Annotated in this window: 33 protein-coding genes and 1 pseudogene; 14 read left to right on the forward strand and 20 right to left on the reverse strand. The window is 57.3% G+C overall.

Going from position 1 to position 25,865, the window contains the following annotated elements; translation table 11 throughout:
* Entirely contained in the window at window positions 1-984 is a 984-nt protein-coding gene (locus tag HX783_RS28490; protein ID WP_177019078.1) for a helix-turn-helix domain-containing protein, read from the forward strand.
* Here HX783_RS28490 and HX783_RS28495 read toward each other — a convergent pair.
* Entirely contained in the window at window positions 955-1,122 is a 168-nt protein-coding gene (locus tag HX783_RS28495; protein WP_159958383.1) for a DUF2986 domain-containing protein, read from the reverse strand. The two genes, HX783_RS28490 and HX783_RS28495, sit on opposite strands and share 30 nt — an antisense overlap.
* Before the next feature lie 76 nt (window positions 1,123-1,198).
* Window positions 1,199-2,155 carry an ADP-ribose pyrophosphatase gene (locus tag HX783_RS28500; RefSeq protein WP_177019079.1) on the reverse strand — a complete coding sequence of 319 codons (957 nt, stop codon included), beginning with the start codon at window positions 2,153-2,155 and terminating at the stop codon, window positions 1,199-1,201.
* Between the two features lie 68 nt (window positions 2,156-2,223).
* Between HX783_RS28500 and HX783_RS28505 the strand changes: the two genes are divergently transcribed.
* Together HX783_RS28505 and HX783_RS28510 are read left to right on the forward strand one after the other, a co-directional pair.
* The gene (locus HX783_RS28505) at window positions 2,224-2,985 is read left to right on the forward strand and encodes a DeoR/GlpR family DNA-binding transcription regulator (RefSeq protein WP_256347345.1); all 762 of its coding nucleotides are present in this window, start codon (window positions 2,224-2,226) and stop codon (window positions 2,983-2,985) included.
* A gap of 5 nt (window positions 2,986-2,990) precedes the next feature.
* Entirely contained in the window at window positions 2,991-3,446 is a 456-nt protein-coding gene (locus HX783_RS28510) for a hypothetical protein (RefSeq protein ID WP_256347346.1), read from the forward strand.
* A 125-nt stretch (window positions 3,447-3,571) separates the two neighbouring features.
* On the opposite strand, the gene HX783_RS28515 is transcribed toward HX783_RS28510, so the two are convergent.
* Both HX783_RS28515 and cynR read right to left on the reverse strand, forming a co-directional pair.
* Complete coding sequence (locus HX783_RS28515; protein ID WP_177019080.1) at window positions 3,572-4,321, reverse strand: hypothetical protein; 750 nt, start codon at window positions 4,319-4,321, stop codon at window positions 3,572-3,574.
* Between the two features lie 142 nt (window positions 4,322-4,463).
* A complete protein-coding gene (cynR, locus tag HX783_RS28520; protein WP_177019081.1) occupies window positions 4,464-5,360 on the reverse strand; it encodes a transcriptional regulator CynR in 897 nt (298 codons plus the stop codon).
* Between the two features lie 111 nt (window positions 5,361-5,471).
* Here cynR and HX783_RS28525 point away from each other — a divergent pair, with 111 nt between their 5' ends.
* Together HX783_RS28525 and cynS are read left to right on the forward strand one after the other, a co-directional pair.
* The gene (locus HX783_RS28525) at window positions 5,472-6,116 is read left to right on the forward strand and encodes a carbonic anhydrase (RefSeq protein ID WP_177019082.1); all 645 of its coding nucleotides are present in this window, start codon (window positions 5,472-5,474) and stop codon (window positions 6,114-6,116) included.
* A gap of 98 nt (window positions 6,117-6,214) precedes the next feature.
* Window positions 6,215-6,685: a cyanase gene (gene cynS, locus HX783_RS28530; RefSeq protein WP_177019083.1), complete on the forward strand. Its 471-nt coding sequence runs from the start codon at window positions 6,215-6,217 to the stop codon at window positions 6,683-6,685.
* A 75-nt stretch (window positions 6,686-6,760) separates the two neighbouring features.
* Here the strand turns inward: cynS and HX783_RS28535 are convergent, their stop codons facing one another.
* The 12 genes and pseudogenes from HX783_RS28535 to HX783_RS28590 all read right to left on the reverse strand — a co-directional run bounded on the left by HX783_RS28535 (window position 6,761) and on the right by HX783_RS28590 (window position 16,000).
* Window positions 6,761-7,096: a low molecular weight protein tyrosine phosphatase family protein gene (locus HX783_RS28535; protein WP_177019084.1), complete on the reverse strand. Its 336-nt coding sequence runs from the start codon at window positions 7,094-7,096 to the stop codon at window positions 6,761-6,763.
* A gap of 20 nt (window positions 7,097-7,116) precedes the next feature.
* Window positions 7,117-8,157: an alpha/beta fold hydrolase gene (locus HX783_RS28540; protein ID WP_177019085.1), complete on the reverse strand. Its 1,041-nt coding sequence runs from the start codon at window positions 8,155-8,157 to the stop codon at window positions 7,117-7,119.
* Between the two features lie 98 nt (window positions 8,158-8,255).
* Window positions 8,256-8,663 carry a hypothetical protein gene (locus tag HX783_RS28545; RefSeq protein WP_177019086.1) on the reverse strand — a complete coding sequence of 136 codons (408 nt, stop codon included), beginning with the start codon at window positions 8,661-8,663 and terminating at the stop codon, window positions 8,256-8,258.
* Between the two features lie 347 nt (window positions 8,664-9,010).
* Entirely contained in the window at window positions 9,011-9,403 is a 393-nt protein-coding gene (locus tag HX783_RS28550; protein WP_177019087.1) for a hypothetical protein, read from the reverse strand.
* Window positions 9,404-9,617: 214 nt separating this feature from the next.
* Complete coding sequence (locus tag HX783_RS28555; protein WP_177019088.1) at window positions 9,618-10,043, reverse strand: hypothetical protein; 426 nt, start codon at window positions 10,041-10,043, stop codon at window positions 9,618-9,620.
* A gap of 271 nt (window positions 10,044-10,314) precedes the next feature.
* Window positions 10,315-11,094, reverse strand: a complete 780-nt coding sequence (locus tag HX783_RS28560) for a hypothetical protein (RefSeq protein WP_177019089.1) — start codon at window positions 11,092-11,094, stop codon at window positions 10,315-10,317.
* A 178-nt stretch (window positions 11,095-11,272) separates the two neighbouring features.
* Window positions 11,273-12,076, reverse strand: coding sequence for a hypothetical protein (locus tag HX783_RS28565; RefSeq protein WP_218175433.1), 804 nt, complete (start codon window positions 12,074-12,076; stop codon window positions 11,273-11,275).
* Between the two features lie 202 nt (window positions 12,077-12,278).
* Window positions 12,279-12,899, reverse strand: a pseudogene (locus HX783_RS28570) (tyrosine-type recombinase/integrase).
* 148 nt (window positions 12,900-13,047) lie between these two features.
* Window positions 13,048-13,251, reverse strand: coding sequence for a hypothetical protein (locus HX783_RS28575; RefSeq protein WP_177019091.1), 204 nt, complete (start codon window positions 13,249-13,251; stop codon window positions 13,048-13,050).
* Window positions 13,252-13,300: 49 nt separating this feature from the next.
* Window positions 13,301-14,701 carry a J domain-containing protein gene (locus HX783_RS28580; RefSeq protein ID WP_177019092.1) on the reverse strand — a complete coding sequence of 467 codons (1,401 nt, stop codon included), beginning with the start codon at window positions 14,699-14,701 and terminating at the stop codon, window positions 13,301-13,303.
* A gap of 143 nt (window positions 14,702-14,844) precedes the next feature.
* On the reverse strand, window positions 14,845-15,525 hold the full coding sequence (locus HX783_RS28585; RefSeq protein WP_177019093.1) for an EcsC family protein: 681 nt from the start codon (window positions 15,523-15,525) through the stop codon (window positions 14,845-14,847).
* Between the two features lie 175 nt (window positions 15,526-15,700).
* Window positions 15,701-16,000 (reverse strand): LysR substrate-binding domain-containing protein, encoded by a 300-nt coding sequence (locus HX783_RS28590; RefSeq protein ID WP_371317719.1) that lies wholly within the window; start codon window positions 15,998-16,000, stop codon window positions 15,701-15,703.
* Between HX783_RS28590 and HX783_RS30095 the strand changes: the two genes are divergently transcribed.
* The 7 genes from HX783_RS30095 to HX783_RS28625 all read left to right on the forward strand — a co-directional run bounded on the left by HX783_RS30095 (window position 15,980) and on the right by HX783_RS28625 (window position 20,357).
* On the forward strand, window positions 15,980-16,348 hold the full coding sequence (locus tag HX783_RS30095) for a hypothetical protein (RefSeq protein ID WP_256347348.1): 369 nt from the start codon (window positions 15,980-15,982) through the stop codon (window positions 16,346-16,348). The genes HX783_RS28590 and HX783_RS30095 overlap by 21 nt on opposite strands.
* 190 nt (window positions 16,349-16,538) lie before the next feature.
* Complete coding sequence (locus tag HX783_RS28600) at window positions 16,539-17,981, forward strand: ATPase domain-containing protein (protein ID WP_177019109.1); 1,443 nt, start codon at window positions 16,539-16,541, stop codon at window positions 17,979-17,981.
* A gap of 23 nt (window positions 17,982-18,004) precedes the next feature.
* Window positions 18,005-18,367 carry a response regulator gene (locus HX783_RS28605; RefSeq protein ID WP_159958357.1) on the forward strand — a complete coding sequence of 121 codons (363 nt, stop codon included), beginning with the start codon at window positions 18,005-18,007 and terminating at the stop codon, window positions 18,365-18,367.
* A gap of 86 nt (window positions 18,368-18,453) precedes the next feature.
* Window positions 18,454-18,960: a peptide-methionine (S)-S-oxide reductase MsrA gene (gene msrA / locus HX783_RS28610; protein ID WP_177019094.1), complete on the forward strand. Its 507-nt coding sequence runs from the start codon at window positions 18,454-18,456 to the stop codon at window positions 18,958-18,960.
* A 106-nt stretch (window positions 18,961-19,066) separates the two neighbouring features.
* Window positions 19,067-19,567, forward strand: a complete 501-nt coding sequence (locus tag HX783_RS28615; RefSeq protein WP_177019095.1) for a GNAT family N-acetyltransferase — start codon at window positions 19,067-19,069, stop codon at window positions 19,565-19,567.
* Window positions 19,568-19,622: 55 nt separating this feature from the next.
* Window positions 19,623-20,102: a hypothetical protein gene (locus tag HX783_RS28620; protein WP_159958352.1), complete on the forward strand. Its 480-nt coding sequence runs from the start codon at window positions 19,623-19,625 to the stop codon at window positions 20,100-20,102.
* 12 nt (window positions 20,103-20,114) lie between these two features.
* Window positions 20,115-20,357: a hypothetical protein gene (locus HX783_RS28625; RefSeq protein ID WP_159958350.1), complete on the forward strand. Its 243-nt coding sequence runs from the start codon at window positions 20,115-20,117 to the stop codon at window positions 20,355-20,357.
* A 54-nt stretch (window positions 20,358-20,411) separates the two neighbouring features.
* On the opposite strand, the gene HX783_RS28630 is transcribed toward HX783_RS28625, so the two are convergent.
* Window positions 20,412-20,750, reverse strand: a complete 339-nt coding sequence (locus tag HX783_RS28630; RefSeq protein ID WP_177019096.1) for a hypothetical protein — start codon at window positions 20,748-20,750, stop codon at window positions 20,412-20,414.
* A 109-nt stretch (window positions 20,751-20,859) separates the two neighbouring features.
* Window positions 20,860-21,330 (reverse strand): septation protein IspZ, encoded by a 471-nt coding sequence (locus HX783_RS28635; RefSeq protein WP_177019097.1) that lies wholly within the window; start codon window positions 21,328-21,330, stop codon window positions 20,860-20,862.
* A gap of 146 nt (window positions 21,331-21,476) precedes the next feature.
* Between HX783_RS28635 and HX783_RS28640 the strand changes: the two genes are divergently transcribed.
* The gene (locus HX783_RS28640; protein WP_177019098.1) at window positions 21,477-22,001 is read left to right on the forward strand and encodes a GNAT family N-acetyltransferase; all 525 of its coding nucleotides are present in this window, start codon (window positions 21,477-21,479) and stop codon (window positions 21,999-22,001) included.
* 49 nt (window positions 22,002-22,050) lie between these two features.
* Here the strand turns inward: HX783_RS28640 and HX783_RS28645 are convergent, their stop codons facing one another.
* Window positions 22,051-22,389, reverse strand: coding sequence for a DUF6124 family protein (locus HX783_RS28645; RefSeq protein WP_159958342.1), 339 nt, complete (start codon window positions 22,387-22,389; stop codon window positions 22,051-22,053).
* 324 nt (window positions 22,390-22,713) lie between these two features.
* On the reverse strand, window positions 22,714-23,964 hold the full coding sequence (locus tag HX783_RS28650) for an NAD(P)/FAD-dependent oxidoreductase (protein ID WP_177019099.1): 1,251 nt from the start codon (window positions 23,962-23,964) through the stop codon (window positions 22,714-22,716).
* Window positions 23,965-24,236: 272 nt separating this feature from the next.
* On the opposite strand from HX783_RS28650, the gene HX783_RS28655 reads away from it, so the two are divergent.
* Window positions 24,237-25,865 (forward strand): ShlB/FhaC/HecB family hemolysin secretion/activation protein (locus HX783_RS28655; RefSeq protein WP_177019100.1); only part of this gene is annotated, 1,629 nt, incomplete at its 3' end.

A 25,865-nucleotide genomic window follows, 5' to 3' on the forward strand; every position in this document is an offset into this window, starting at 1 on the left:
GTGAGTGTACCGGTGCTGTTCGTACTGTTGCCCAATGTGCTGATGCTCGACCTGGCGGGCCCGGCCGAAGTGCTGCGCCTCGCCGCCCAGGTCGATGACTCGACGGCCATCGACTTCGATTTGCAGTACGTCAGCCCGGTAGCGTCCCTGCAAACGTCCATCGGCTTGCCCCTGGCGGGGTTGGCGCCGCTGCCGCAAGCCTTGGCTCCCGGCACGCTGGTCGTGTTGGTTGGCTCCACGTCGAAGGTCACCAAGGCTGATCGCCAGGCATTTGAGTCAGCCAGCAACACGCTGACCCAATGGCTGCAAACCGTGTTCGCACCTTCGGGCGAGCGTTTGGTGTGTGTATGCGCCGGTGCGCTGAGTGCCGCTCGGGCCGGGCTGCTCGACGGGCGCCAATGCACCACGCATCACGCGCTGTGCGCCACATTGCAGGCGCTGGCGCCCAAGGCCCGCGTGCTGGAAAACCGCCTGTACGTCACCGACGGCCCGGTCAGTTGCAGCGCCGGTGTGACCGCAGGCATCGACCTGATGCTGCACCTGGTCGCCGAGCTGGGCGGGCCACGTCTGGCCTGCGCCGTCGCGCGCGACATGGTGGTGTACCTGCGCCGCAGCGGCGCTGATCCGCAGCTCTCGCCGTGGCTGGCCGGTCGCAACCACGTGCATCCGGCCGTGCACCGGGTGCAGGACGCCCTGACTGCTGCGCCGTGCGAGGCCTGGACCGTCACGCGCATGGCTGGCCTGGCTTACACCAGCAGCCGCCACCTGGCGCGACTGTTTCACGAACACGTCGGCATCAGCCCGCTGGATTATCTGCACACCCTGCGTTTAACCGTGGCGCGTGAATTACTGGTGGAATCGAGCCTGGACATTGAAACCGTCGCCGAGCGCGCCGGCTTTGGTTCGGCGCGGCACCTGCGGCGTGTCTGGGGCAAATATGAAGCGGGGACGCCTTCAGCTGGGCGTGTCGGTGGCGGTGGTTGACGCCTGTTCAGCCTCGGCCTCAAGTTTGGCGCGGTCGGCTTTGCTGATGTATTTGTCTTTGCTCTTGGGTGCCAATTTGGCGCTGGCCTTTTTCGCTTTGGCCTTAAAGAGCTGCTGCAGTTTTTTCTGGCGATTCATGGTGTGCTACTCAGCGGGTAAGTGCGTGCATGATATCAGCTTGAGTCATGGCGTCTGGTCTCGGTCATACGGAAACTCACGACCCCATGACGGATTCAGCCGCGGGCACCTCTTCCAGCCCATGAAACACCGCCAGCCCTTGCTGCTGAGCCATCTCCACCATCAAGTCCGCACCCTCGGAAGGGCCGCCGATGCGCAGTACGCCGTCGCACCGCTTGAGCAGGGTTTTGGCGTATTCATGAAAATGCGCCTGGTACACCTCGTCACCAATCCCGCGCGAGCCGGCCAGTTGCAGCAGCGGTAACGCCACCCATTCGGCTACCAGCGGAAAGTGCCCGGCGTGCAACAGGGCGGCGGCACTTGCTTGCATGGCCTGCACGTTCGCGGCCAGGGCGGCGGGGTCATCACCGGTGCCGGAGCGGTAGGGGCCGGCCACCAGAATCATCATGGAGGGCGAGGGCGGCAGCAGGTTCTTGAGGTATTGCAGCAGGATGATGGTCTTGCCGTCCATGATGCGACCGTCGTCGATCATTGCCAGGGCCTGCTCAAAGGGCATCTCCAGCACTTCGATGTCTTCGCCTTCGTGGGCCAGGCCGCCGCCGTCGCTGATGCGGTCCTCCGGGTGGTATTCACCGACAAAAAAATGCAGGAGCTCAGTCACCGAGCCGGGGCTCATGAACGCTTCGTACACCTTGCGCACCGATTGGACCCGGTAACCGGTTTCCTCTTCGGCCTCCAGGCGAATCCGCTCCTCGGCCCCGGCGTTATCCAGCAGCCCGGCCGCCGTTTCAATCAAGTAACCATCGTGCCCGTTGACGTAGGCCGGGATGCGAAATTGCCGGGTCAGGATGACCGTGCGTTTCGCCCGGTTGTAGAGCCCGATCGTGGCACCATCGCCTCGGTCATAGACCTCACGCGTTTGCGGCTGCCAGCTGCCGTCCCGGCGTTGCAGCTCGAAGTCGACCTTTTTCAGCAGATACCAGTTATCCGACAGGGTCTGTTGTTTGACGATTCGAACGGTGCGGTTGTGCATGGGCCACGGTCCTTGATAGTTATGTGTTAAATATCGTGCATAATCGTGCAGGTTCATGCAGAGGATCGATGATGTTAACCCAGCAGCGCAAGCAGTTTTTAACCGAGCGTCTTCGTCGCGACGGTCAGCTCCTGGCCAAGCCCATCAGCCAGGAACTCGGCGTGTCCGAGGACACCATCCGGCGTGATTTGCGCGAGATGGCCAAGGCCGGCCTGCTGATGCGGGTCCACGGCGGCGCCTTGCCGGCGTCCCCGGCGATGGGCGACATGGGCGTGCGGCAGGCGATCCTGCCCACACAAAAAGCCGCCATCGGCAGAGCCGCGGCGCAGTTGGTGCAGCCTGGGCACGTGGTCATACTCGACGGCGGCACCACCTCGATGCAGGTCGCGCGGCACTTGCCGCTGACACTCCAGGCCACCGTGATTACTCACAGCCCGTCAATCGCGGTGGCGCTCAGTGAGCACCTGAACATTGATGTGATCATGCTCGGCGGTCGGCTCTTCCGGCACTCGATGGTCGGCACCGGCGCAGCCACGCTGGAGGCCATCGGGCGCATTCGTGCCGACCTGTACTTTATGGGCGTTTGCAGTGTGCACCCGACTGCCGGGCTGTCGACCGGGGATTACGAAGAGGCGGTGATCAAGCGCGCGTTGTGCCAGGTGTCTGCGGAAACGCTGGTGCTGGCGTCCTCGGAGAAACTCGCGACGGCATCGCCCTACATCGTCGTGCCACTGTCCGAGATTGCGGGGTTGGTGGTGCCGGGGGATGTGCCCGAAGCATTGCTGGCGCCTTATCGCGCGATGAATCTTCAGGTTCATCGGGCAGAGTAGGGCACATGCTCAGCTTTTTTAAATGGACTTATAGAATGCGATCAACAGACACAAGCGTACCGCGACCCTCTTACCGCTGGCTCGCAACCCTGGGTGTCGGGCTGGGCCTGGCAGTTGCTGTGTGGATTACCGGAAAAGGTGAGTTTTTTTGGGAAAATTTCGCGGCTTACTGGCTACCTCAAGCGGCGGTACTGGCGGTGGCGCTGCTGCTCAAGGCATCCCGTGAAACGCTGGGTGGCATGGCAATCGCCATGGCGCTGTACTTGTACCTTTTCCACCTCTGGGCGTCCGAAGCCATGGCGTGGCTTTGGTATCTCTTCAGCTTCCCTGGCGCGCTTATCGGCGCATTGCTCGCCGTCTTTATTGCATCGCGAACGTCATTCGCCGTGTTGGTAGGGTTTGGTTCGGTCACGCTGGGTATCGTGCTGAATCTCGTGTTTCTTTTTTTCGTCATTGTGTGAAGCGTCAAGACACGGTTAATTCACTTGCCTTGACCTTCACCCGCGTTGCCCGCCGCGCCATCACCCGCCGGCGGCCATCAGCGCCGCCACGTAAATTGTTTGGGCCGCTGGCAAGTGGCGTTGGACTAGCGTGACGGAGCCTTATCGGTAGCAGCGCTGCTCTGGTATTGCCCCACATGGTGTTTCCACGGCAGGTAGTCGACAAAAACCGCGCGCTTGGCCAAGCCGTCTTCGCCTACGCGAAAGCCAGGCATTTGTCGCAGATCGAGTTGTGCGCACTGGGTGGCGAGCGCTTTTTGCAACTCAGGGTCCGGGTGAAAATACTCAGGACGAAAAGGGTTTCTCTCCAGCGTCACATCGCAGCGTAAAACCTTGCCCTGTGCGTCGGCGGCGACATCGAAGCGCGCTGTGCCGAACGCATTTGGCGCGTGTTTGGCGACCACGTTGTCCCAGAAGAATCGACTTGCCGACGCAGACCGTTGAAGCCTCAGGTGGTACTCCGGCGTTAACGGCGCGGCGCCCACAGTGGTTAACGGTGCGACAATCTCGAGGCTGCCATCAGCCGGTTTTTGCAGACCTTCCGGTATCGCATCCCAGACACCGCTCCAGCACATGTCCGATACGATCCTGGCGAAGTCCGTGTGAGTATCGCCGTCAGTCGGTAGTACCTCGCAGAGCAACACGTCGCCTTGGCGATTGAGCTTCATGCGCAACTTCACGCTACCTTGGGTGCCTTCGCCATTCGCCCGAAAGGTTCTATCAGCCAACGTAGTACTCAACGTGCTGATGTAGCGCCTGGCCTCCAGCTGCTTGATTTCTTCTGCACTGAGGAACGTTGGAGACGACTTGCCGCCGCTGTCGATCCAGGCATCCATGCGCTGCTCCGGGGTCAACGCGTGGCAGCCGCAGAGCAGCGCCAAACCGGTGAATAAAAACAGCGTGGGGGTTAGCCGACGAGTTGCGCGTGACTTCAGTGTAAGGGTGGACACTCATGCGTTCCTTGCAACGATAAAAGCCCTATTTTGCCTGTAAGGCCAGACCGTCGGCTACTTCCTTGGCCAGTGCCAAAAACGCCCGCGCCGCCGCAGACTGATAAGCCCCTTTGCGTTGCATCAACACCGCCGTGCGCTGCAACTGCTGCGGCCCCAGCTCAATTGCGACCAATTGCGGATGCGCCCGCGCAATCGCGGCGGGCAGCAGCGTCGACAGCGTGGTGCGGCGCACCACCTCAAGCAGTGCGCCAATCACATTGGCCTCCATCGCTACGCGTGGGCGGATGCCGTGTTTGTTGCAGTAGCGGTCGATCTGTTCACGGGTGGCGAACTCTTTACTGAGCAGAATCAGCGATTCTGCATTCAGTGCCTCCAACCCAATCGCCTGCTCTCCCGCCAGCGGATGCTGTTGGCCGACCACCAGCGCGAGGGTTTCCACCAGCAGGGGCGAGGCGTCGATGTCTTGCGCGTGCACCTCATCGAATGCGATCCCCACATCCAACTCGTCCGCTAGCAGTTGGTTTTCCATGTGTTCCTGGGCGACCTCCCGCACGTTCAGCGTGATGTTCGGATAGCGGCCATAAAAGGCTTCCACCAGCGGCCCCACCAGGTAGGTGGTGAAGGTCGGTGTGACGGCAATCCGCAGCGTGCCCCGGCTGAGGTCGCCCACATCATGAATCGCGCGCTTGCCTTCCTGCAGCTCCTGCGCCGCCCGCAGCGCATAGCGCAGATACACCTCACCGGCATCGGTCAGGCGCGTCTGGCGCCCGGATCGATCAAACAACTGTGCACCGAGGCTCTCTTCCAGCTGCCGCACTTGCTGCGACAGCGCCGGCTGCGAGACATGCAGGGCTGCCGCCGCTTTGGTAAAGCCCTGGTGTTCTGCAACGGCCAGGAAGTACTGGATATGTCGTGCCAGCATGTTTGTACCCATAAGATAATCTAATGTTCTGGATCATATATGAGACTTTTACCTTATTGCACGGGCTCCGTAACCTTTGCTCCATCGCATCGCGATTCAAAGGAGTTACCCATGCAAGACATCATCGACGGTTTCCTGAAGTTTCAGCGCAACGCCTTCCCGGAGCGCGCCGGCTTGTTCAAAGACCTGGCCAACCAGCAGAGCCCAAGGGCGCTGTTCATCTCCTGCTCCGACAGCCGGCTGGTGCCGGAGCTGGTCACGCAGCGTGAGCCGGGCGACCTGTTCGTCATCCGCAATGCCGGCAATATCGTGCCGTCCTACGGCCCTGAGCCGGGCGGGGTGTCGGCCTCGGTGGAATATGCCGTAGCAGCCTTGAAGGTCAGCGACATCGTGATCTGCGGGCATTCCGATTGCGGCGCCATGACCGCCATCGCCACCTGCAAATGCCTGGACCACATGCCCGCGGTGGCCAGCTGGTTGCGCTACGCCGACTCCGGCCGGGTGGTCAACGAGGCGCGCCAGCATGTCGACCAGCAGGCCAAAGTCGCCTCCATGGTTCGCGAAAACGTGATCGCGCAATTGGCCAACCTCCAGACGCACCCGTCGGTACGCCTGGCCCTCGAAGAGAAGCGCGTGACCCTGCATGGCTGGGTCTATGACATCGAAAGTGGCTGCATCCAGGCCTTCGATAGCCGCACCGGTCAATTCGTGCCGCTGGCCGACTTGTCTGCGAAAGCATCGCCCCAGTTGAACTGAAATACCGAGGGGCCTGCATCGCAGCGTTGCGGCGACCCGGCTCCCACCATTGATTGTTAGCGCTTTTAACCAGTGTTTTTACCCACGGAGATAACCCCATGATTCAGTCACAAATCAGCCAGAACACTCGCCTTGCCTTGACCGACGTCATCCTCCTGGCCAAGGCCCGCAAAGACCTGTCGTTCGCCCAGATCGCCGAAGGCACCGGCCTGCACGAAGCCTTCGTCACCGCCGCCTTGCTCGGCCAACACCCCCTGCCGGCCGACGCCGCCCAAGTCGTTGCCGACACCCTGGGCCTCGACGAGGACGCCGTGCTCCTGCTGCAAAGCATCCCGGTGCGCGGCAGCATCGGCAACGGCATCCCGACCGACCCGACCATCTACCGCTTCTACGAAATGATCCAGGTCTACGGCACCACGCTCAAGGCGCTGGTTCACGAGAAGTTCGGCGACGGCATCATCAGCGCGATCAACTTCAAGCTGGACGTCAAGAAGGTTGAGGACCCGGACGGCGGCTCCCGCGCGGTGATCACCCTGGATGGCAAGTACCTGCCGACCAAACCGTTCTGATCACGCTTCACATGGCCCGGCGCTGCGAGGCGACCGGGCCACGGCTGTTGCATAGGTTGGGTCAGTGCATCACGCCTAGGTATTGAGATAAGACGCGACGGTGTCTTCAAGCAGCTCCATCAGTTCGGGGTCCATGTAGCGAAAGTCATCCGGAATATCCAGGCAGTAAAGCGGCTTGTGTTCAAGCAACCGCGCGTAGTCTGCCTGCAGGCGATGCAGGTGTTTACGCTCCATGACGAAGATGACATCTGCCCATCGAATATCCGCGGCGCCGATGGTTTTGCGCGCATTCGGGCTGGTGCCCGCCGAGCGCGCATTGAAGCCGGGGCGACGGCGCCAGATGGCCTCTGCGGTAGGGCTACGCCACTGGTTGCGGCTGCACACGAAGAGCAGATTGATTGGGCTATTCATTGCCTGTCCACACGTCTTGGTTAAGGGTGAATGGGCCGTGCCAGAAACCCAGTAATCAGCCCCACCACCTGCTGCTGAATCACCGCCCGTGGCCGCGCGCCTTCGCCATCCCGGCAAATCATGCCATCGCCCGGCGAGCTCTCTTCAATCAACGCCATGCCACCCGGCTTGCAGATCGACATAAAGCTGAAGTGCGTGGCGTCGCTGATCTCCACGTACTGCGTAGAGGTTTTAGGCATGCGCTTGACCATGTCGGCGGACTCCAGCTCAGGCGACATATCTTCGGTTGGCACGCCCCCGGCGATCACCAGTGCCGGAACCGGCAGTGCGGCCAGGCTGGCGTTGGTCAGCCCGCGTGACAGGCCCAGGTCCAGTGACACAATGGCGGTGACGCGCTTGTCGCTCAAATCCGCGGCCAGCTGCGCCTTGCCGGCGGGCGTAGCGGCGGGGTTCATCTCGTGGTAGCCGATGCAACCGCCCAATTTAGGGTGTTCGGCACAGTCGCGGCTGAACAGGTCGGGGTCGAAGCGCGCACCGGCGATTTCCATCACGGTCCAGCCGCCAAGGGAGTGGCCCACCGCCGCAATCTGGTGGTTCGCGACCGCGCCAAATTGCTTCGGCTGAGCCAGCACCGCGTCGATAGCACGGCTCAGGTCGGCCGGGCGCTGCCATAACTGTGCGGCGGCTTGCGGGCTGCGGTCTTTGGTGGTGGTGCCAGGGTGGTTGACCGCCGCCACGATATAACCCTTGTGCGCCAAGGCACTCGCCAGCCATACCTGTTTGCCCCAATTGCCACCGTAACCGTGGGACAGCACCACCAAAGGGTGCGCGCCGCCAGCCGGTGGCGCGTCGGGCACGGCGAGGGCGCCGATGAACACCGCGTTGTCGGCAATCAGCGTGGGTTGGGCAGTGGTGGTGGCGGGGTACCAGACCACCAGTTCCAGCGGGCGGTTGTTTTTGGAATCGGGCAGCGTGGCGGTCTTGAAACCGACCGGGCTTTCGGCAGCGAAGGCGGGCGTGGACAGGCAGAGCAGGAACAGGGCGCGCAAAGCGGTTTTCATTGTTTTTATCGTCCTTGATTTTGGTGGCGCATGATTACCTGAAATGCCCTGGCAATGCATCCCTCTGCCGGGGCGTATGCAACCGTTGAACTGCACGGCTACGGCGCTTCGAAACCCTCGTAATCCAGTGAAATCTCGTCGTCTTTCGGGTAACTGACATACACCACCACCGCATCGCTGCTGTCGACCAGCGCGTAAGGCCATTTACCGTTGGCCTTGCGCATGTGCTCATACAGCGGCAAGAAAAAATCCTTGGTCTGACCGCGTGGATCGTAGGGCGCTTGCACCTGGAAAATCGGGTAATGGCCGCCGTTGCAGAGTTGGATGCGTTCGAGCTGGAAGTTGTTTTTCTCCAGCAGCGTGCGGGTGGGGTGCTGCCAAGTGGCTAGGTTGACGTCTTGGCAGTCGTGGGCGGTGGCGGTGTAGAGCGTGGTGTCTTTCAGGGCAGGGAGGGCGTGGGCCAGGCTGGGTAGAAGCAAGAGTAGAAAAGAGAGGAAGCGTGGCATGGCGGGTTCCGAGAAAGATGGGCTGTGGTTGTAGGGTTTTTACCCTCTTCATGCGCTGGACCCCACGCCTTATGGCAGGATCATCGGCGACAATTCGAGGTATTTGCAGGCCACGCGAGACCTTATGCTCCACGACTGGGGTTGTGTATTGCCAGGTCAGTGAATCCTTTTGGCCAAGTGCTGTGGTTCATGACCTATCGTTCAGCTGCAATTGTCTCAAGCGCCGCCACGTCATCATCGTTTCCGGCGTGATGCCGGTCGTCAATATGTTTGCAGGCAAGGACCAATGCGCGGGCGATGGTTTCCATGTAGATCTCCAACGTCGCCGCTCACTAGAGGCTCACGGCTTATTCATGAACACGATGATCGGTATAGGCATAACGCCCGTCACAACTTGGCTCTTTAATTTCGGTCAAATAGGTATATTGCACCGTGTCGGCATCAATGACCTTGTAGTGGTATGCGTTGTATTTCTTGCTCCCTACAGCATCGAATAAAATCATCTCCTTTCTTCCCGTCCAATAGCCCATTCTTCTATGTATCCGGTGCGTCCTTTCAGCATCGCTGTAAAAATCCGTTCTGAAATTCCCGTTGGGCCTCAGTTCGGTGGTCCAGGCGAGGAACTGGCATTTGCTCGCCGGATCACGTTGACCTTTCCATTTCCCTACGAGAGCTGGATCCTGTGAAGTGCAGCCTGTCAGGCAAACCAAAGCGATCGCAAGCAACGTATTCGATTTCAACCGTTCTATCCTTCTGACCGCGCACGTGGGCGTTTACACGGTCTCTATCGGCCGTGTGCGGCAAATGATTAAAGCGCTTTCTGGTGATCCGCGCGGGTTGCCAGCGGCCGATTGGAGCCTGGCAGGGTGACGTTGGTAAGCATTTAAGCGGAGCCAGCGCACTGTACGACGCAGGTGCTGGCGTATGAGCGGCGGGGCCCGCGTACTGTGTAGATCAACGCTTCAGGGCATCACACTCATTACGCAAATTGCTGTCTTGAATGTTGCCGCAGCTTTGACCGTTGATTTTGGCATTACAGTAAGCGCGTTGATCGTTGTCACTGATGTTGCCGCAGCTTTGGCCGTTCATTTCCGCCAGGCACGTGGCCCGAAGGGTACTGCCCTGGATATTGCCGCAGCTTTGGCCGTTGATTTTGGCGTTGCAATAAGCGCGTTGATCGTTGTCGCTGATGTTGCCGCAGCTTTGACCGTTCATTTGCGCATAGCAACTGGCCCGAAGGTCGCCGTCACTGATATTGCCGCAGCTTTGGCCGTTAGTCGTGGCGTTGCAATAAGCGCGTTGATCGCTATCAGTGATGTTGCCGCAACCCGCATGAGCGTAGGTACTCAACATCAATAACAGCGCAATAATGGCTCTCATTACTCTCTCCATGGGGTGTCAGGACACAGCCTGACGCTGACAGATCCAAGACGATTTTGTCGCTGTGGCGAGCAATCAAATTGACATTATTTTTTGGGGAAGTTCCACGGGGCGGATGTGACTATCGTGCGGACAGTCTTTTGTTGTCGGCGACACCTGGCTTTGTAGGCATGCAGGGTGACGGCTACCGGCCAATATCGGTCATTCAAATGACCTACGAAACCTGAGGCGATTCAGTTGCATGTTCTGTCCAGATTTGGTTGGAGTATCTCTAGCCGTTTTTTCGTGCAGACTGAACTTCGTGATTCTTACGTATCAATGCCTCCAAACGATCCTTTTCTTCGTTCAGGGCATTTAAACCTTGAATCGATTCAGGACTTGTATTTTCGTAGGACATTAAAAGAGCGATGATGGTGACTAATCCCATCTCAATACAAGCGAAAAGCGTCCTTTCGAATTCAAAACTGCCATCTCCGTAAAGCGCGATATTTTCATAGCGTGTCACTCCGGAGCCCTCATCATCTGATAGGCGGGCATGAAGAGTTACGGTTTTAGGGTTTGGGTGAGCACCAAAATCAATTGTCCAATCATACAATTGGTACATCACGTCGCCGTAATTTGAACGCTGAGCATTCATTATTTTTTGAGCTTTTTTGATAGGTGACTGGAAGGCTGACTTGCATGCTTTCATTCCCTCGGGCGAATCGTTACGGCCAACCCATTTATCAACAAGGAGTTTGTCCTTGCTCATGATAAGCGCATAACAAGCGGTTTCCAGTGCAGTTCGAAGAGTGGGATACACGCCAGCCGCATGACCAGTCAAACCTATTCTGAACGCGATCATCAACATGAACCGGGCATTAACGCGAAGGGAGTGAACTATAAAATCATCAGGTATGACGCCAAGTTTAATGACATGGTTCCGTATAAATAAGTCTAGATTATCCATCATGTTAAGAAAAGGCGATTGTCCTGCAAGAGTTTTCTCAAGGTTCTCAGTTCCCGCCTTCAAATAAGTCCTGAACGAATTATCATCGTCGTTTATGAACATCATTGCTCCTCGTATCTACAGGGGTTCATGTATCATAAACCTAAAGCATGCTCAGAGAGTTAATCATACACGTGCTACGGACGGATTGGTTAGGGGGGGCTCCAGGTGTCTACTCGGGCGCCTGACCTGTAACGAATGGTCGAAATCAATCCAAAGCAGGAGTAGGCCGACTCGGGAGTCAGTAATTCTCTTTTAGGTGACGGGTGATTGTGAAACGCTTAAAGTACGGTCCTGTACGTATCTGATTCATGAGATTCCAATAGCAGCTTTTACCAAAGGGGTGCGCTAGCCCCGATGGATACTGATATGTGTATCTCTCCGTGCCATCGTAGTCATAAACTATGCTGCGGTTAAACTCAGGTATCAGATAGGTCTGGATACCCCACCAAAGCTCATTCAGAAACTCGGCAATTGTGCTTGCATGATAAGTGGCGACATCAATATGAAAGACGTCGTATATTTCCGGCTGAAGGAGAATTGCTTGGTGTAGTTCCACCTCTACTCCGGCGCTCGACAAAAGGCGCTGTAGATCTTTGGCAACTCCTATAGATCGCAGGAAATTATGTTTGGATAGATTGCCGCCGATTTTCAGTATCAAGCTTCGAGATATTCGCAGAACCACCTGCTGATCAATAGACGGAAGCCAAGCATCGACCTCAATCTCTGTATTAAGCCAGTTTGAAAAGCTATCCACAGCGTGTTTCAGCAGCGATACAGATCCGGTTTTTTCAAAGCACGGTTCGTTGGCAATGGTACGTAATGCGTTCAAATAAGAGGTTTTCGGCACCGGGGCATCTTTGTCAGTAGCGGATAAAAAATCGACCAAAGCTATTGAAAAAAACTGCCTATGAGTAGACGACTCGAACCAAACGTTTTTGTGCTCCCCCTCTCCGAGGACACTGAGCATAGCCTTATTGACCATTGATCCAATCAGTTCTACTACGGCCGTAAGATAAACGACCTCTTGCTCCATTTTGTTCATCTGACTCACCCAGATACCTCTTTTATACGCGGCCGAGATTACAAAGTCGGTAGCCGCGTGTCCATAGTCTGTTTTAGTCGGCTACTGCTGCTCGTGACGAGGGATTAATCACCTTTACAGAGAGAAAAGGGGGCAGATTTATTTACGAGGTCGCCGTCCGCTTTGGGTCGGATAGCGACGGCCTGTTTCCGCCGCTAAGTGCTCAAATTTCGGTCTGCTCCGAAATCTCCAAAGCATCGTCCACCTCAATACCTAGGTAGCGTACCGTGCTTTCCAGCTTGGTATGGCTGAGGAGCAGCTGCACAGCCCTCAGATTCTTGGTTCGTCTGTAGATAAGTGTCGCTTTGGTTCGGCGCAGCGTATGAGTACCGTACAAAACGGGATCGAGACCTATCGACCCAACCCATGCCTTGACGATACGGGCGTACTGCCGAGTGAATAGGTGCGCGGAGTCTCAAATACGACTGGGAAACAAAAAGTCTTCGCCACGAAGATGCGCCAACTGTATCCAAGACTCCAGTGCTTTCCGGGTCCGCTCCATTATTTCAAATTGCACCGGCCGTTTGGTCTTTTGCTGCATCACCATAACTCGGGGCGCGACATGTTGCCCGTGAGAGACGTCGCTAACCCGCAGTTTGGTCAGATCGCATACGCGCAATTTGCTGTCGATGGCCAAATCGAATAGCGCCTCATCTCGGGTGTTGCCAGCTATTTGGAGTCTGACGCGAATTGTCCAAATGTTTCTGAGGCGAAGCGGGGCTTTCTGCCCCATCAGTTCTCCCTTATTCCAGGGTCTTTTCGATTGGAACGTTGTACTGGGCATGATGTGTCCTCCACATGTTTGGAAGGACAAGCATGGACCTCCTAGACAATGAAGTCGGGCACCCCCCGACCCATTGCGACCATTCGCAGGAGCCACCAGAATCGGGGGACTTCTGGTGGTGAGGTGACGCAGGGTGAGGATTGAAGTATCAGAAGAAGCCGACTGGACGCTTTTCGAGGGCGTGGCCCGGGTTCTTGAGCAAGGGCTGGGAGGTTGCTGGAAAGAGAAGCTTGATGGTCAAGACCAGCGCTACTGGGATCTGTTGGTAGATGAACACACGCTCAAGGTGGGGCAACAGCTCATCGGTGGCGCGACCAAGATGCTCAGTCAGAAAATCCAGCAACACCCGCACACGGGGAACCCGGTAGCCAAGCGAAGTCTTCTACCAATTCCAGACTTGTTTAGAACTCGTCCTCTGAAAGCCCGTAAGTCGCAGTGTTGCCGTTAGCAACTTTGTAGAGGGTGAGCGTGACTACGCTGTATTGGATGTTCCGGCTCGTGGTGGTTTCAGTGAGTGTTATTGATTCGGAGCGCGAAAGGCCACCCGAGGTCAGGTCGCGATACCGAACGTCATAAGCACCAGAGGTGAGATTTTTGATGGTGAAGCGGCTTCGCGCAGGAATGTAAATCTGCCTTGCCGGTCTGGCTACCGCACCTTGTAGGGATACGAGTTTCAGAAACACGTCCGAGTTGTTTTGCCCATTATCGATGGTTACTTCTGAATGGCCGGCTTTGTGCGTTTGTGGCTCATCCATCAGGTAACCGGCAGTACGAGGCCATGCTCGACCATTGGGCGCGGTTTTTGGCCGCACGTAGGCCGGCTTCTTCGCAGCCGCCTCGCGCTGATTGGTGGCGCTTACAGGACGTTGAGTTGTGTTGGTACCTGGGCCGTTAGCAGCTGTTACCGGTGGAACGGCCTGAGCGGAATAAGGCATCGGACCGCGCGGAGCGGAATAATGTGTCCCGGACGAATTCATTACCGTGATAGTGACCATCCCAGCCACTATGGCGATAGCGCCGAGATGGATGAAGAATCGGCGGTGAATAAAACCCCAACTACTCTTCAAACGATTGTCTTTGTCGCCGCCCAGTTCATCTAAGAAGGCCTCAAGGTTGCTGGTCAGGCTATCTCTTTCGTTGATCCCTGCCTCATTGCGGCCAGCCGTCTTAGGGATCTTCTTGCAGTACGTCATCGCGTTTTGGGCGATTGACTGCGCCAGGTCTGGACGACCGGTTGAGTAGAAATAATATGCTTGGTAACCCAGCATTCTGGCGTTTTCCAGCGGTGGATGTGATCCGCCAAACATGTTCGTAACCAATGCCTGGACCGTATACAGAGGCCCCCATGGAAATCCCCACCACCCGAGCAGCCAAGTAGTTGCTGATGCCTTGAGAGATTGCTTTTGTGCGCATGGGCTGCAGTACACGCCAACAGTGGGTTTGCGAATCGTGAGTAAGAGGAAGCTCTTCACGGAGCGGAACGCCACTACCCGTGGCTGGGCTGATACCTTGGCACAGACAGAGCACACGATGGGATCTGGTACTTTGGTGGGCTCGGGTTCTGCGGCGCTGCTGTAACTGGTCTGAGTGTCGTAGACGGCTTTGGAAGCAGGGTCCGAAAGTACTGCGTATGCCTCATTCAAAAACTGAAATTGCTGAGTCGTGTTGTTGCCCGGGTTGCGGTCGGGGTGCAACTCCATGGCGCGTCTGCGGTATGCCGTTTTGATCTGCTCGGCGCTGACGATTGGTGTTAGACCCAAAACTGCGTAATAGCCCTTAGGGTCGTCCTTGTCGTAGTGCATTTAACGTCCTTGTCGCGCTTGCGTAGAGGCGGGAAATTCGATGGAGGCGCTACCAAGTTCCAAACGTTATCGGCTAGGAGCGGCCAACCGAGAAACCTTACTAACTCAGTGGGCCGCTTTCACTGCCCAGATAACGCTGGTTGTTACTCCGTGATCGTCTCTTCTTTCAGGCTCAGTCTGAAAGTGTCACGAGCGGTTTTCCCTACGTAGGTAGTCAGTGCGTAATTTGCCGTTCCGCCGATGATCACCCCAATTCCGAACGGAATCACTTTCGCTGCGGCTTTCTGAGTGAACGAGATGCCGATTTTCGCGAACAACTCCTTGATAATCTGAAGCGTCGGCCCCTTCAAATATTGATACACCATGCGCACGCCAGCCTTGCTAGCGATTTTGGTTGCGCTGGAAGACCCCATCTGCTCTAAAGAACCGCATAACGCGATGATGTACGACATGTGCTTGGCATCTTCATTGGACATCTTGCCGTTGATGGCTACCGCCAGGCACATGGTCATATCGATTTGTAGCTTCATGCACACAGAGATATCCGCGAGTCCTCCCCCAACAGCGCTCACCACAGTGCCTATACCAGGAATAACACCCGGAATAGCAGTGGCTGCACCAGACGTCGCAGCCAGCTTTGAATAGCGACTAATGATTTTTTCGATAACTGCGTCTTGAATCTTTTCTTCCGTGGCGGACGGCGCCGAGCCCCGTGCCTGGCTTTCATATTGGTTAACGAGGTCACGGGCGTCCTGCGGGCTAATGGCGATAGCTTCCACCATTTTCATTAATGAGGAGCTGTCTTCGTTTTTTTCTGTGGTCATGCCAGATTCCTTTCGAGAGATATATCCGCTGCTTAGCGCCTAGGTGCAAACGCTCAGGCAGAATAAATGATATCAAAATAACACTATTATCATGGATAAGTGTCGTGAAGGAGCGACGGAATTCCGAATGGATGTCAGATGAGCAAATATTTAAACAGAATGGGCATGACTAGGCTCACAACCTCCCCACACGCGGCACCTCAAGGTCGAGCAACAGCTCTTCGGTGGCGCGACCAAAATGCTCAGTCAGAAAATCCAGCAACACCCGCACCCGGGTAACCCGGTAGCGATTGCCGTGCAGCACCGCGTAAACACCAGCCTCACGCACACAAAACTTCGGTAACAGGACTTTCAGCCTTCCGGCACGGATATCGGCTGCCGCGTCCCAAATGGTCTTGTAGGCGATGCCCTGCCCGGCCAACGCCCAGGTATGCGGCCTGTGCTGACGGTGGTCATGCTCTGGATTCTGGCGCACTACACGCTCTATACCTACATCGCCGCGTTTCTGGCCTCCGTCTGGATGGCCGATCAGGACGAGCAGGGGCTCTTTGCGTTCGGCGTGGCGGCCCAGGTTGGGCTATGGATCACTGGCGTGCTGATTGATGGCAGGGTTCGACGCCTGATGTTGCTGAGCCTTACCGCCTTCACCTCCGTTGCGCTTGCCTTTGGGGTGGATGGGCTGTCTGTCAGCGGTCGCCCACTGTCTAAGAACAACGAACATATTCCCTGCTCTCAAGAACCAGCTCCCACCAAGGTTTCCACCCTCCATATCGTAAGCCAACGCTCAAGATTGGTAACTGCAATTGAATCACTGCAAGTTTAGACGGTCATCTGCTAGCAAGGTTGATTTCCCCCCGACTTTAGAGGGATGAACCCAGTTAAAGGCGGCTGGAGTGGCGCATCTAACTCTATTAGACAGCCATGCTTCAGGCGAGAATGGCCCCAAAGCGAAAATGGCGTTAGCATTCCGCCTCAATCGGCTTAAACAGCCTGTTTTTTCAGATCAGGGTCGCATCGTGGAAAAGCTAAAACGCCTCGAAAGTGGAATCGAAGGGCTCGACGCTCTGCTCAAGGGAGGGCTGGTCGCAGGCGCCTCATACATCATCCAAGGACGCCCGGGGTCTGGAAAAACGATCCTCGCCAACCAACTTGGGTTCCATCATGCGAACAATGGAGGCCGGGTTCTGGTCGCCACACTCCTGGCCGAGTCGCATGACCGTCTTTTTCAGTTTCTTTCTACTCTGAGCTTTTTCGACGCTTCCAAAGTCGGCGCCGACATTCAATTTGTCAGTGCTTTTGACACCCTGGAGAACGACGGTCTGGGTGAGGTAGTCAAGCTGCTTCGGCGCGAGATAAGCCGCCAGAAAGCGACGGTGATGGTGGTAGACGGCTTGCTCAATGCGCGTTCAAAAGCCGATTCGCACATCGACACCAAGAAATTCATTTCAGAGCTGCAAGGGCACGCTGCTTTCGCGGGCTGCACCGTCCTGTTTCTCACCAGTTCCCGACTCGATGACGGCAGCCCCGAACACACGATGGTAGATGGCGTGATTGAAATGGGTGAGGAGCTGTATGGCACTCGCTCGGTGCGTCGTATTCAACTGCGTAAAACCCGCGGCAGTGGGGCAATGACGGGCCTGCATGAGTGTGAGATCAACGACAACGGATTGGTGGTTTACCCTCGACTCGAAAGTCTTTACAGCCACCCGTCCTCTCCAGACAGCGCCGACATGACGCGCATTGCCAGTGGCATTGACTCACTGGACGGCATATTGGGCGGGGGCCTTTACAGTTCCAGTGTGTCTCTGGTTATTGGCCCCTCCGGGATTGGTAAAACCACTCTGGGTCTCAAATTTCTGGCCGAGTCGACGGTGGATGCACCGGGACTGCATTTTGGCTTTTACGAGAGTCCACAACGGTTGCGGCTCAAGGGCCAGTCACTGGGTATCGATATCAAAGCCATGGAAGACAGCGGCGCCCTGAGCATTGCCTGGCAGCCGACGACTGAAGGCCTGCTCGATGGTCTGGGCGCACGACTGCTGAGTATCGTTGAAGAAAAGGGCATTAAGCGCCTGTTCATCGACAGTCTTAGCGGTATGACACGCGTCTCGACAAATCCGGCGCGAATTACTGACTTCTTCAGTGCGCTGATGAACGAGCTGCGATCCAGGGGCGTTACGGTATTTGCGTCCTGGGAAATGCGCGATCTGTTTGGCTCCGAGGTCAGTGCACCCAACTCTGACCTGTCCAGCATCGTCGATAACCTGATGCTGATGCGGTTCTCTGAGAATCACTCTGAACTAAGCAGGACGCTATCCATTCTTAAAGTAAGAGACAGCTCCTACGATCCCTCTCGATTTGAGGTCGTCATTCGTGAACATGATGTTTTCCTGAAAAAGGCTTCAAGACATGAACCCTCAGCCACCACTGATTCATCGCGCGGTTCAATTTCTTAAGCGTTTGATTAGGTTGAATTAACATGACCACCATCCTGGTCGTCGACGACGAGTATTTGATCGCTGATATTCTCTGCTTCGCGCTGGAGGATGAGGGGTTCATGGTGGTGACAGCCAGCAATGGTCGAAAAGGACTCGAAGTTCTCAATAGAGAACAGCCAGCGTTGATCATTACCGACTTTATGATGCCGGTCATGGACGGCCTGGAATTCGCTACCGCTGTGCGAGCCCTCCCTTGCGCCAAACATTTGCCGATTATCTTGATGAGCGGTGCTCAGGCACATATTGGTATGCAGCGATCAGATTTGTTTGATGCGGTATTGGCCAAGCCATTCAATATCGATTTGATCATCGCCGAGGTTAGAAAGCTCTTGGCTTTAGAGTAGCTCGCAGCCGGTCAGGCCAATAACCTTGCTATTGGCCAACACAGCCCCATAACTATCCCGGTACTCATTCAGCACAAGGGCAGACCATGACCAACCAAACCGAAACCGCGATCCTCGCCGGCGGCTGCTTCTGGGGCATGCAGGACCTGTTGCGGCGCTACCCCGGCGTGCTGCGCACGCGCGTCGGCTACACCGGCGGCGACGTGCCGAATGCCACCTACCGCAACCACGGTAACCATGCTGAGGCGATTGAAATCGTGTTTGATCCTGCGGTGATTACCTACCGGCAGATCCTCGAATTCTTTTTCCAGATCCACGACCCCAGCACGCCTAACCGCCAGGGCAATGACATTGGGCCAAGCTACCGCTCGGCGATTTATTACCTGAGCGAAGAGCAACGCGACGTGGCCGAAGACACCGCTGCAGACGTGGATGCCTCGAAGTTGTGGCCAGGCCGTGTGGTCACTGAAATCGAGCCGGCAGGACCGTTTTGGGAAGCAGAACCGGAGCATCAGGATTATCTGGAGCGCATCCCCAATGGCTATACCTGCCACTTCATCCGGCCGAACTGGAAGTTGCCCAAGCGCGCTTGAGGGTGAGCAGCGTCAGAGAAAACATAAGGTAGACCACGTTCCGGGAAACCGTACAAACGTGGTTTAACCCCTGTCACCCAGCCGGAGCCTACGTAGAGCGCAAAGTATGCCCATCACGCCCAATCAAAACGCCCCGGTCAGGTTAGTCCTCGCTCAACCCAGCGACGTGGACGATCTGGTTGCCATTCGAATCGAGGCGATGCGCGACAGTTTGGAGCGTGTCGGTCGATTTGATCCGGTGCGCGCGCGCGAGCGGTTTGTCAGCGGTTTTGAAGCCCACAGCACCCGCTATATTGAAGTCGCTGGAGACAGGGTTGGCTTTGTCGTGGTCAAGCGCCACCCCAATGAACTTGTACTCGATCACTTATACGTGAGGCCGAGTGCGCAAGGGGCAGGTATCGGCGCTGCGGTGCTCACTCATATCTTCAAGGAGGCCGACGCGGCTGCACTGCCGATCAAAGTGGGGGCTCTCAAACAAAGCGCCTCGAATCGGTTTTATATCCGCCATGGTTTCCAGCTCGTCGAAAGCAGTGAGTTCGACAATTATTATGTCCGTCAGCACCTTACGGCGGTCAACCTACCTCCCCGGCAGGATGAAAAGATTTGAATCCTATGCATTCCTTCTAGAGAATCGCCGTCTTTGGCTCGAAAGGATGCGTGCGATGAAGTTCGAAGGGACTTTCCAATACATAGGCAATCACGGGATCGTTTTCAACGTATCGCAGATCACCCTTACCGACAGCGAACGCGGCCGCCTGCGTGAGCTGCATTTTGGCGAGGCGAAAAGCGCCCACTATGAGGTCAACAGCAAGGTCGTCGAGGTGTACGACAAGATGTTGGCCAAGGGCCGGCCGTGCACGATGATGATCGGCATCTCCAAACCACTGACCCGGCAGCAGGGCGATGTCCTCAATGCCCAGCGCACCCAGGTCGCTAACCTGGCCGCCACGGCTTTCGCTTCCGCGACCTCCTATGTAGCGTCCCCTTACGTGGGCGCTCCCGTCGGCGCCGGTGTGCGCATGTATGCCAATTCCATCCTGCCCACCTATCATGCGGGCGACATACTGGTCAGCATCGAGGCGCAGGTCAGCGGCGGCATCGGCCCGCAACGCACGGCTTCAACACTGATCATCAAGACCTGACGGGAGACGCACATGTCCGAAATTACCCAGCTGGTCATCGCCCTGGTGCTGTTCTTTCTGTTGGATCGGTTTCTTAGGTCATACCCGCTGCGCAAGTGGCTGGGGGTGTTGTTGGTCGCGGGTGGCGCCGTAGGTTGCATTGCTGCGAGCCAGGCCCACGTGTTCGGGTTTGACCTGGGGCTGCTGTCGATCTTTGCGGTTGCGCTGGGGGTGGGGTTGTTCGTGAAGCGGCGGCGGTTTGAGCCAGTTAGTTGAGGGCGGTAGACGTAGCTGCTGATTTTTCCGCTGTGCTTTGGCGTCTATTTTTCTTCACCACAATAACGCTTCAACTTCGTCATATTTGTCCGCCACTTTAAGAAAAGTGTCCGCCCAACCACTGCTGAGACTGAGTTCCTGGAGTGGTCCGGTTACTGCGAATAGAACAGAGACGTCCAACTTTTTGGGCAAACCACCCGATCTGAGCACGCTGACCAACCCCAGCAACTCGACCTTTGCCTGATCCTCGTCTTCCCAGCTGGACCAGCAGAAGTCATTGTCGGGAAGGGAAACTAGCTCAATAGCCGCTTCCAGCACATGGATGAGACTTCCAATCGGGTCGTCTCGATTGATCTGTCCATGAATCAACTGCTTTGCACGGTCCAGATTCATAAAGGGCTTAGGCCTCACTGTAGGAAAGTAGCGGGCAGGGCATCCTTGTTTCGGATGTGATCTGCCCCCCTATTTTGCTTTGGCCATCACGCAAAAAGCCTATCGCCAATCAATGTTCTACCCGCGCAGCCCCCGTTTCTTCCACGTCCGAGGTCGCTTGGGTCCAGCCGATAGCGAAGACGCCTACGAAAAACAGCAGCGGGCCGGGGTAGGTTCTGTAGTACATCCAGGCATCCGCCGACCCTGAAAAAGCAATCAGTGCGTTGACGGCGGCCAAGGCTGCCATCAACGCAGACAGGTGCAGCACGGAAGTTCGCCATTGCGCGGGCGAGCGCTTCAACCGAGCACCGAATATGGCGCGCAGCAAATTGATGCGCCACCCCATCTCCAGGATCGCGAGCAGCAGCGCAAACACCAACAGTGCGACGGCTGGCGTGTACAAAATGACGTTTCTGTTGGCTAGCACCAACCGGCCGAACGGCAGCCCGATCACCAGCATGAAGGCGATGGAGTAGAGGAAAAACACAACGTACGTGCGCCATAGCAGGCTGAGGGCCAGGGAAAATCGGCGTTTTATCATGACTTCCTACATCCTTGTTGTCAGAAAAGTCGCCATTGTAGGCGCAGGACGCGTGCGAATGAATGGCACAAGAAGCGGTGCATCGCAAAATCGTAATCGAGGCCGGTTTACGTTAACCACTTGATATCCGAACAAGGAACGCTTCGATGATTCGTCAGGCCTCACCCGCAGACGCCAGGGCGATTGCCCAGGTGCACATCAGAAGCTGGCAGGACGCCTATCGCGACCTGATGCCCGCCGACTACTTGGGTGCGTTGAGTTCGACGCTGGCCAGGCGCGAGTCATTTTGGATGGCCTCGATTGAATCGGGCGAATCTAACGTGTGGGTGGCGCAGGTGAACCAGCAGGTGGTCGGTTGGGTGTCCGTCGGTGCCAGCCGTGATGAAGATGCCCCAGCGGAAAACGTGGGTGAGGTCATGGCCATCTACGTTGTCGCCGAGCACTGGCACACGGGCGTCGGGCTGGGGTTGTGGAACGCGGGCTTACAGTATTTGGCTGAGCAAGGGTTTAAACAGCTGACGCTGTGGGTCTTGGCCCGTAATGAACGCGCGATCCGATTTTATCGCCGGGCAGGCTGCGTTGAGGATGCGGGCAGTGAACGCACGCTTGAGCGGGGCGGCGCGCAGCTGGTGGAGGTGAGGTATCGGTTGCCGTGTATTCGGGTGAGTTAGGCAAATGGGCGGCAGGCCACGGTTTTAGCGGTGGCCTGCCGCCCGTTTTTTAAACGGGTAATACCGCTGGCAGCTTGGCCTCCCGCTCCATCAGCCTATCCATCAACAAGACCCCCAACTCACTCAACTGGTGAATCGCCAGCGCCACATCGCGCTGTTTTCCGGTCAGGTCTTCCGACAGGTCAAGCAGCAGGGCGCTCACCGCAGAGAAGGTTTCGTAGCTGTTGGTGATCAGTGTTTCGTTGCTGGCGTCGGCGGCGACGCTGAACAAGCCTGGTGGTGCGGGTGGGTCAGTTTCTGGATTGAGATAGCGATCAATCGCGCGATGCGCAGCCTGGTTAAGTTTCAGGTCCGGCTCGTTCGGAGGGTTGGGTGTGACTTTGAACATGCTTGGATTCCTACTTTAGGGCCGCCACCTCTGAGCTACTAAACAAAGGGGTGGCAGCTGTGCGCAGGTTAGTAGACCGGGGAATTCCAAGAAAGCCGGCGCGCCCGAGGACGCCCTGCACACAGCCACCATCAAGCACGGACTGGATCGTCCAACAGATGAAGCTTATGCACTGACTGGAATAACCCCGGGCTACTAAACCCGATCACTGAATATTCAGCGACCGAGCAACCTTAGAGACGCCCACTCAAGCGCACAAGCCGGCGGATTCTGACGCAAGCGTAGGCAACGGAGCAAGGCGCTGTCGCCTAGGACTTTGCTGTTTCAGGGTTTGGTGTAGGACATGTACTCATTCTGCAAAACAATATGATCCGCCACGTACTTCGCATCGTGCCAAACCCCGTAGATAAACGACGACGCGCGGTTCACCAGATTCGGCAGGCCGAGGAAGTAGATCCCGCTCTGCGCCGAGATGCCGCGCTTGTGGAACGGCTCGCCTTTTTCGTCAAACGCATCGACTTTCAACCAGCTGAAATCAAACTTGAAACCCGTCGCCCAAAGGATAGTGGTCACACCAGCCTCGGCCAGGTCCAGGCTGAGGGTCGGGTTAACCAGGCATTCCGGGTCGGGCAGCAGTTCCCAGGCGTCGGGCTCCAGTGGGAACGGCAAACCATTGGCCTCGATGTACGCGTCGGCGTCGCGCAACACATCAAAGTAGGCGCGGTCGCCTTCGGCTACGTTGTCGGCCAGGCCGGGTTCGAAGGTCATCACGCCGTCGTTCCAATCGCGCGTGACGCCGACCAGGTGAATGCCTTGGTGGGCCAGGCGGCGGAAGTCCACGGTCTTACCGCCTTCATAGCCACTGACGGCAAAGGCCACGTGCTTTTTCTTCGGCTGTATTTTGACTTCGTCCCACAAGCCCAGGGCGCCGAGCCACCAGCAGTAGTCACGGCTGCGGTAGGCGCGGGGCGGGCGGTAATGTTCGCCCACGGAGAGGTACACGGTTTTGCCGGCCTTTTGCAGTTCTTCGGCGATTTGCGAGCCGGAGGCACCGGCGCCGACTACCAGCACGGCACCTTCGGGCAGTTGCGCAGGGTTTTTGTAGGCGCAGGAGTGCAGTTGGTGCACCTGCGCGGTGGCCGGGACGATGCTGGGAATCGAAGGGCGTTGAAACGGGCCGGTGGCGGCCACCACGTTAGCGGCTTCGATAATGCCGGCTGAGGTGGTGACTTTGAAGCCGGGGCGGCCTACGTGGCGCTCCACTTGTTGGACTTCAACGCCGGTGCGCACGGGGGCCTGCAACTTCTCGACGTAGGCTTCGAAGTAGTCGGCCATGCGCTCTTTCGGCGGGAAGGCTTCGGGGGAAATGCCCTCGAATTTCAACCCGGGAAAGCGGTCGTGCCAGGCCGGGCCGTTGGCGACCAGCGAGTCCCAGCGCTCCGAGCGCCAGCGTTCGGCGATGCGGCTGCGCTCCAGCACCACGTGCGGCACGCCCATCAGGGAAAGGTGCTCGCTCATGGCGACGCCGGCCTGGCCTGCGCCCACTACCAGGGTGTTGATGGTTTCCACTGACATGTGCGTTTCCTAAAAGTGAACGACCTGGGTCGGTTGGGGCGACGCGCAAGCATCGACAGCCTCAGTGTGATCACGCAGTGGAAACCGCGAAATTATGCTTTTTGAAGGCAGAGGTTAGGAAAATCCAAAGCCCGTCGAACACTCATCCATAACGGCCTGTGTCAATTGCATCAAAGCTGACACAAACCTTATACATTTAATTGACGCCATCATTTCGCCACCCTATCATCGCCGCCAATTAGTGGCTCAGGGCCATATAGAGGGATCTAGAAATGTGGCGCTTGGAACGCCGGACCGGGCTTGGCCCGTTGTCCGCTATTGTTTGTTTATTGACTGCCGGGCTCGCGCACGCAGCGCCCCCGCAGAACACCCCCGGCATCACCGACCTGATCCGTGACCGCCAGGACCGCCTGCTCGAAGAGCAGCAAAAGCGCCTTGAAGACCTCAAGGAGCTGCCGGGTAAATCCGCCGACGCCGCAACGCCGACCACCCCCGTCGACACCCGTTGCTTCCCGATCAAGACCATCGACCTTGCCGGCGCCGACAGCCTTTCCGCAGGCGAGCGCGCCGAACTGATCAAACCCTACATCGGCGAATGCCTGGGCGTGCCGCAACTCAACGCGGTGCTCAAGGTGATCACCGACCGTTACCTCGCCAAAGGCCTGGTGACCAGCCGCGCTTATCTGCCGCAGCAAGACCTCTCCAGCGGCAACCTCAAGATCCAAGTGGTCGAAGGCAAACTCGAAAACCTGAAAGGCGCCGAGGGCAGCGGCATCACCGACCGCCAGTTGGCGATGAGCTTTCCCGGCAAATCGGGCGAGTTGCTTAACCTGCGCGAAATCGAGCAGATGGTCGACCAGCTCAACCGACTGCCCTCGAACCAGGCGCAGATGGAGTTGGCGCCGGGCAAGGCCGTCGGCGGCAGTGATGTGCTGGTCAAAAACACCCCGCAGAAACCTTGGCGCGTCGGGCTGTCGCGGCACAACGGCGGCCAGCGCAGCACCGGCGAGCAGCAGTGGGGCGCGAGCCTGGATTGGGATAACCCGCTGGGTTTGGCCGACCAACTGTCGCTGCGCGGCGGCCACGATGCGCTCAGCGATCACCAGAAAACTTCACGCAATTCGATGCTCAATTACAGCCTGCCGTTTGGCTGGTGGAACCTCACCTACACCTACAGTGAAAGTGAGTACCGCTCCCAGGCCCAAGCGAATAATTTCAAGTTCAAGCAGACCGGCGACAGCCAGAACCACCAACTGCGCCTGGAGCGCGTCATCCATCGCGATGCGCTGAGCAAAACCTCCTTGAGTACCGGCGTGGCCTACCTGCGCACCAACAACTTCATCGAAGACAGCAAGCTGGCGCTGAGCAGCAACCGCCTCAGTGAAGCCCAGTTCGGCATCAACCACGGCCGCCGCATTGGCAGCTCATTCCTCAACATCGACCTGGGCATGCAAGACGGCATCGGCGCGTTCGACGCCCAGGCCAATCACGACCCCAAGCCCGGCCAGGCCGATGCGCGTTACCGCAAATACACCGCCACGGTCAGCTACTTGTACCCGTTCAAGTTGTGGGGCGAGTCGCTGAGTTTCAGCAGCTTGATGACCGGCCAGCACAGCGAAGACGTGCTATTCAGCCCGCAGCGCATGAGCCTCGGCGGGCAGTCGTCGATTCGCGGCTACAAAGACCAGATGCTCTCCGGCGACAGCGGCGGCTACTGGCGCAACGATTTGCGCTGGAGCCGCCCGGTGACCTGGGCCTGGCTGCAGCCGGTGTTTGCCGAGTACGGCACCAGCCTCGGTTACGACCAGGGCGTGATCAGCCGCGACCGCTACAACGCCGAGCAACATGGGCGCATGAGCAGCAACTCGGTTGAGCTGTTCGCCCGCGGCCAGAACGTCGCC

The sequence above is a fragment of the Pseudomonas sp. D2002 genome, from assembly GCF_013385735.1.
Taxonomy (GTDB): Bacteria; Pseudomonadota; Gammaproteobacteria; order Pseudomonadales; family Pseudomonadaceae; genus Aquipseudomonas.

Bases quoted from the DNA above. Each gene is read 5' to 3' on its own strand.
- HX783_RS28495 (WP_159958383.1), bottom strand. From the start codon at position 1,122: ATGAATCGCCAGAAAAAACTGCAGCAGCTCTTTAAGGCCAAAGCGAAA.
- HX783_RS28500 (WP_177019079.1), bottom strand. From the start codon at position 2,155: ATGCACAACCGCACCGTTCGAATCGTCAAACAACAGACCCTGTCGGAT.
- HX783_RS28505 (WP_256347345.1), top strand. From the start codon at position 2,224: ATGATGTTAACCCAGCAGCGCAAGCAGTTTTTAACCGAGCGTCTTCGT.
- HX783_RS28510 (WP_256347346.1), top strand. From the start codon at position 2,991: ATGCTCAGCTTTTTTAAATGGACTTATAGAATGCGATCAACAGACACA.
- HX783_RS28515 (WP_177019080.1), bottom strand. From the start codon at position 4,321: ATGGATGCCTGGATCGACAGCGGCGGCAAGTCGTCTCCAACGTTCCTC.
- cynR (WP_177019081.1), bottom strand. From the start codon at position 5,360: ATGCTGGCACGACATATCCAGTACTTCCTGGCCGTTGCAGAACACCAG.
- HX783_RS28525 (WP_177019082.1), top strand. From the start codon at position 5,472: ATGCAAGACATCATCGACGGTTTCCTGAAGTTTCAGCGCAACGCCTTC.
- cynS (WP_177019083.1), top strand. From the start codon at position 6,215: ATGATTCAGTCACAAATCAGCCAGAACACTCGCCTTGCCTTGACCGAC.
- HX783_RS28535 (WP_177019084.1), bottom strand. From the start codon at position 7,096: ATGAATAGCCCAATCAATCTGCTCTTCGTGTGCAGCCGCAACCAGTGG.
- HX783_RS28540 (WP_177019085.1), bottom strand. From the start codon at position 8,157: ATGAAAACCGCTTTGCGCGCCCTGTTCCTGCTCTGCCTGTCCACGCCC.
- HX783_RS28545 (WP_177019086.1), bottom strand. From the start codon at position 8,663: ATGCCACGCTTCCTCTCTTTTCTACTCTTGCTTCTACCCAGCCTGGCC.
- HX783_RS28555 (WP_177019088.1), bottom strand. From the start codon at position 10,043: ATGAGAGCCATTATTGCGCTGTTATTGATGTTGAGTACCTACGCTCAT.
- HX783_RS28560 (WP_177019089.1), bottom strand. From the start codon at position 11,094: ATGTTCATAAACGACGATGATAATTCGTTCAGGACTTATTTGAAGGCG.
- HX783_RS28565 (WP_218175433.1), bottom strand. From the start codon at position 12,076: ATGAACAAAATGGAGCAAGAGGTCGTTTATCTTACGGCCGTAGTAGAA.
- HX783_RS28580 (WP_177019092.1), bottom strand. From the start codon at position 14,701: ATGCACTACGACAAGGACGACCCTAAGGGCTATTACGCAGTTTTGGGT.
- HX783_RS28585 (WP_177019093.1), bottom strand. From the start codon at position 15,525: ATGACCACAGAAAAAAACGAAGACAGCTCCTCATTAATGAAAATGGTG.
- HX783_RS30095 (WP_256347348.1), top strand. From the start codon at position 15,980: ATGCTCTGGATTCTGGCGCACTACACGCTCTATACCTACATCGCCGCG.
- HX783_RS28605 (WP_159958357.1), top strand. From the start codon at position 18,005: ATGACCACCATCCTGGTCGTCGACGACGAGTATTTGATCGCTGATATT.
- msrA (WP_177019094.1), top strand. From the start codon at position 18,454: ATGACCAACCAAACCGAAACCGCGATCCTCGCCGGCGGCTGCTTCTGG.
- HX783_RS28615 (WP_177019095.1), top strand. From the start codon at position 19,067: ATGCCCATCACGCCCAATCAAAACGCCCCGGTCAGGTTAGTCCTCGCT.
- HX783_RS28620 (WP_159958352.1), top strand. From the start codon at position 19,623: ATGAAGTTCGAAGGGACTTTCCAATACATAGGCAATCACGGGATCGTT.
- HX783_RS28625 (WP_159958350.1), top strand. From the start codon at position 20,115: ATGTCCGAAATTACCCAGCTGGTCATCGCCCTGGTGCTGTTCTTTCTG.
- HX783_RS28630 (WP_177019096.1), bottom strand. From the start codon at position 20,750: ATGAATCTGGACCGTGCAAAGCAGTTGATTCATGGACAGATCAATCGA.
- HX783_RS28635 (WP_177019097.1), bottom strand. From the start codon at position 21,330: ATGATAAAACGCCGATTTTCCCTGGCCCTCAGCCTGCTATGGCGCACG.
- HX783_RS28640 (WP_177019098.1), top strand. From the start codon at position 21,477: ATGATTCGTCAGGCCTCACCCGCAGACGCCAGGGCGATTGCCCAGGTG.
- HX783_RS28645 (WP_159958342.1), bottom strand. From the start codon at position 22,389: ATGTTCAAAGTCACACCCAACCCTCCGAACGAGCCGGACCTGAAACTT.
- HX783_RS28650 (WP_177019099.1), bottom strand. From the start codon at position 23,964: ATGTCAGTGGAAACCATCAACACCCTGGTAGTGGGCGCAGGCCAGGCC.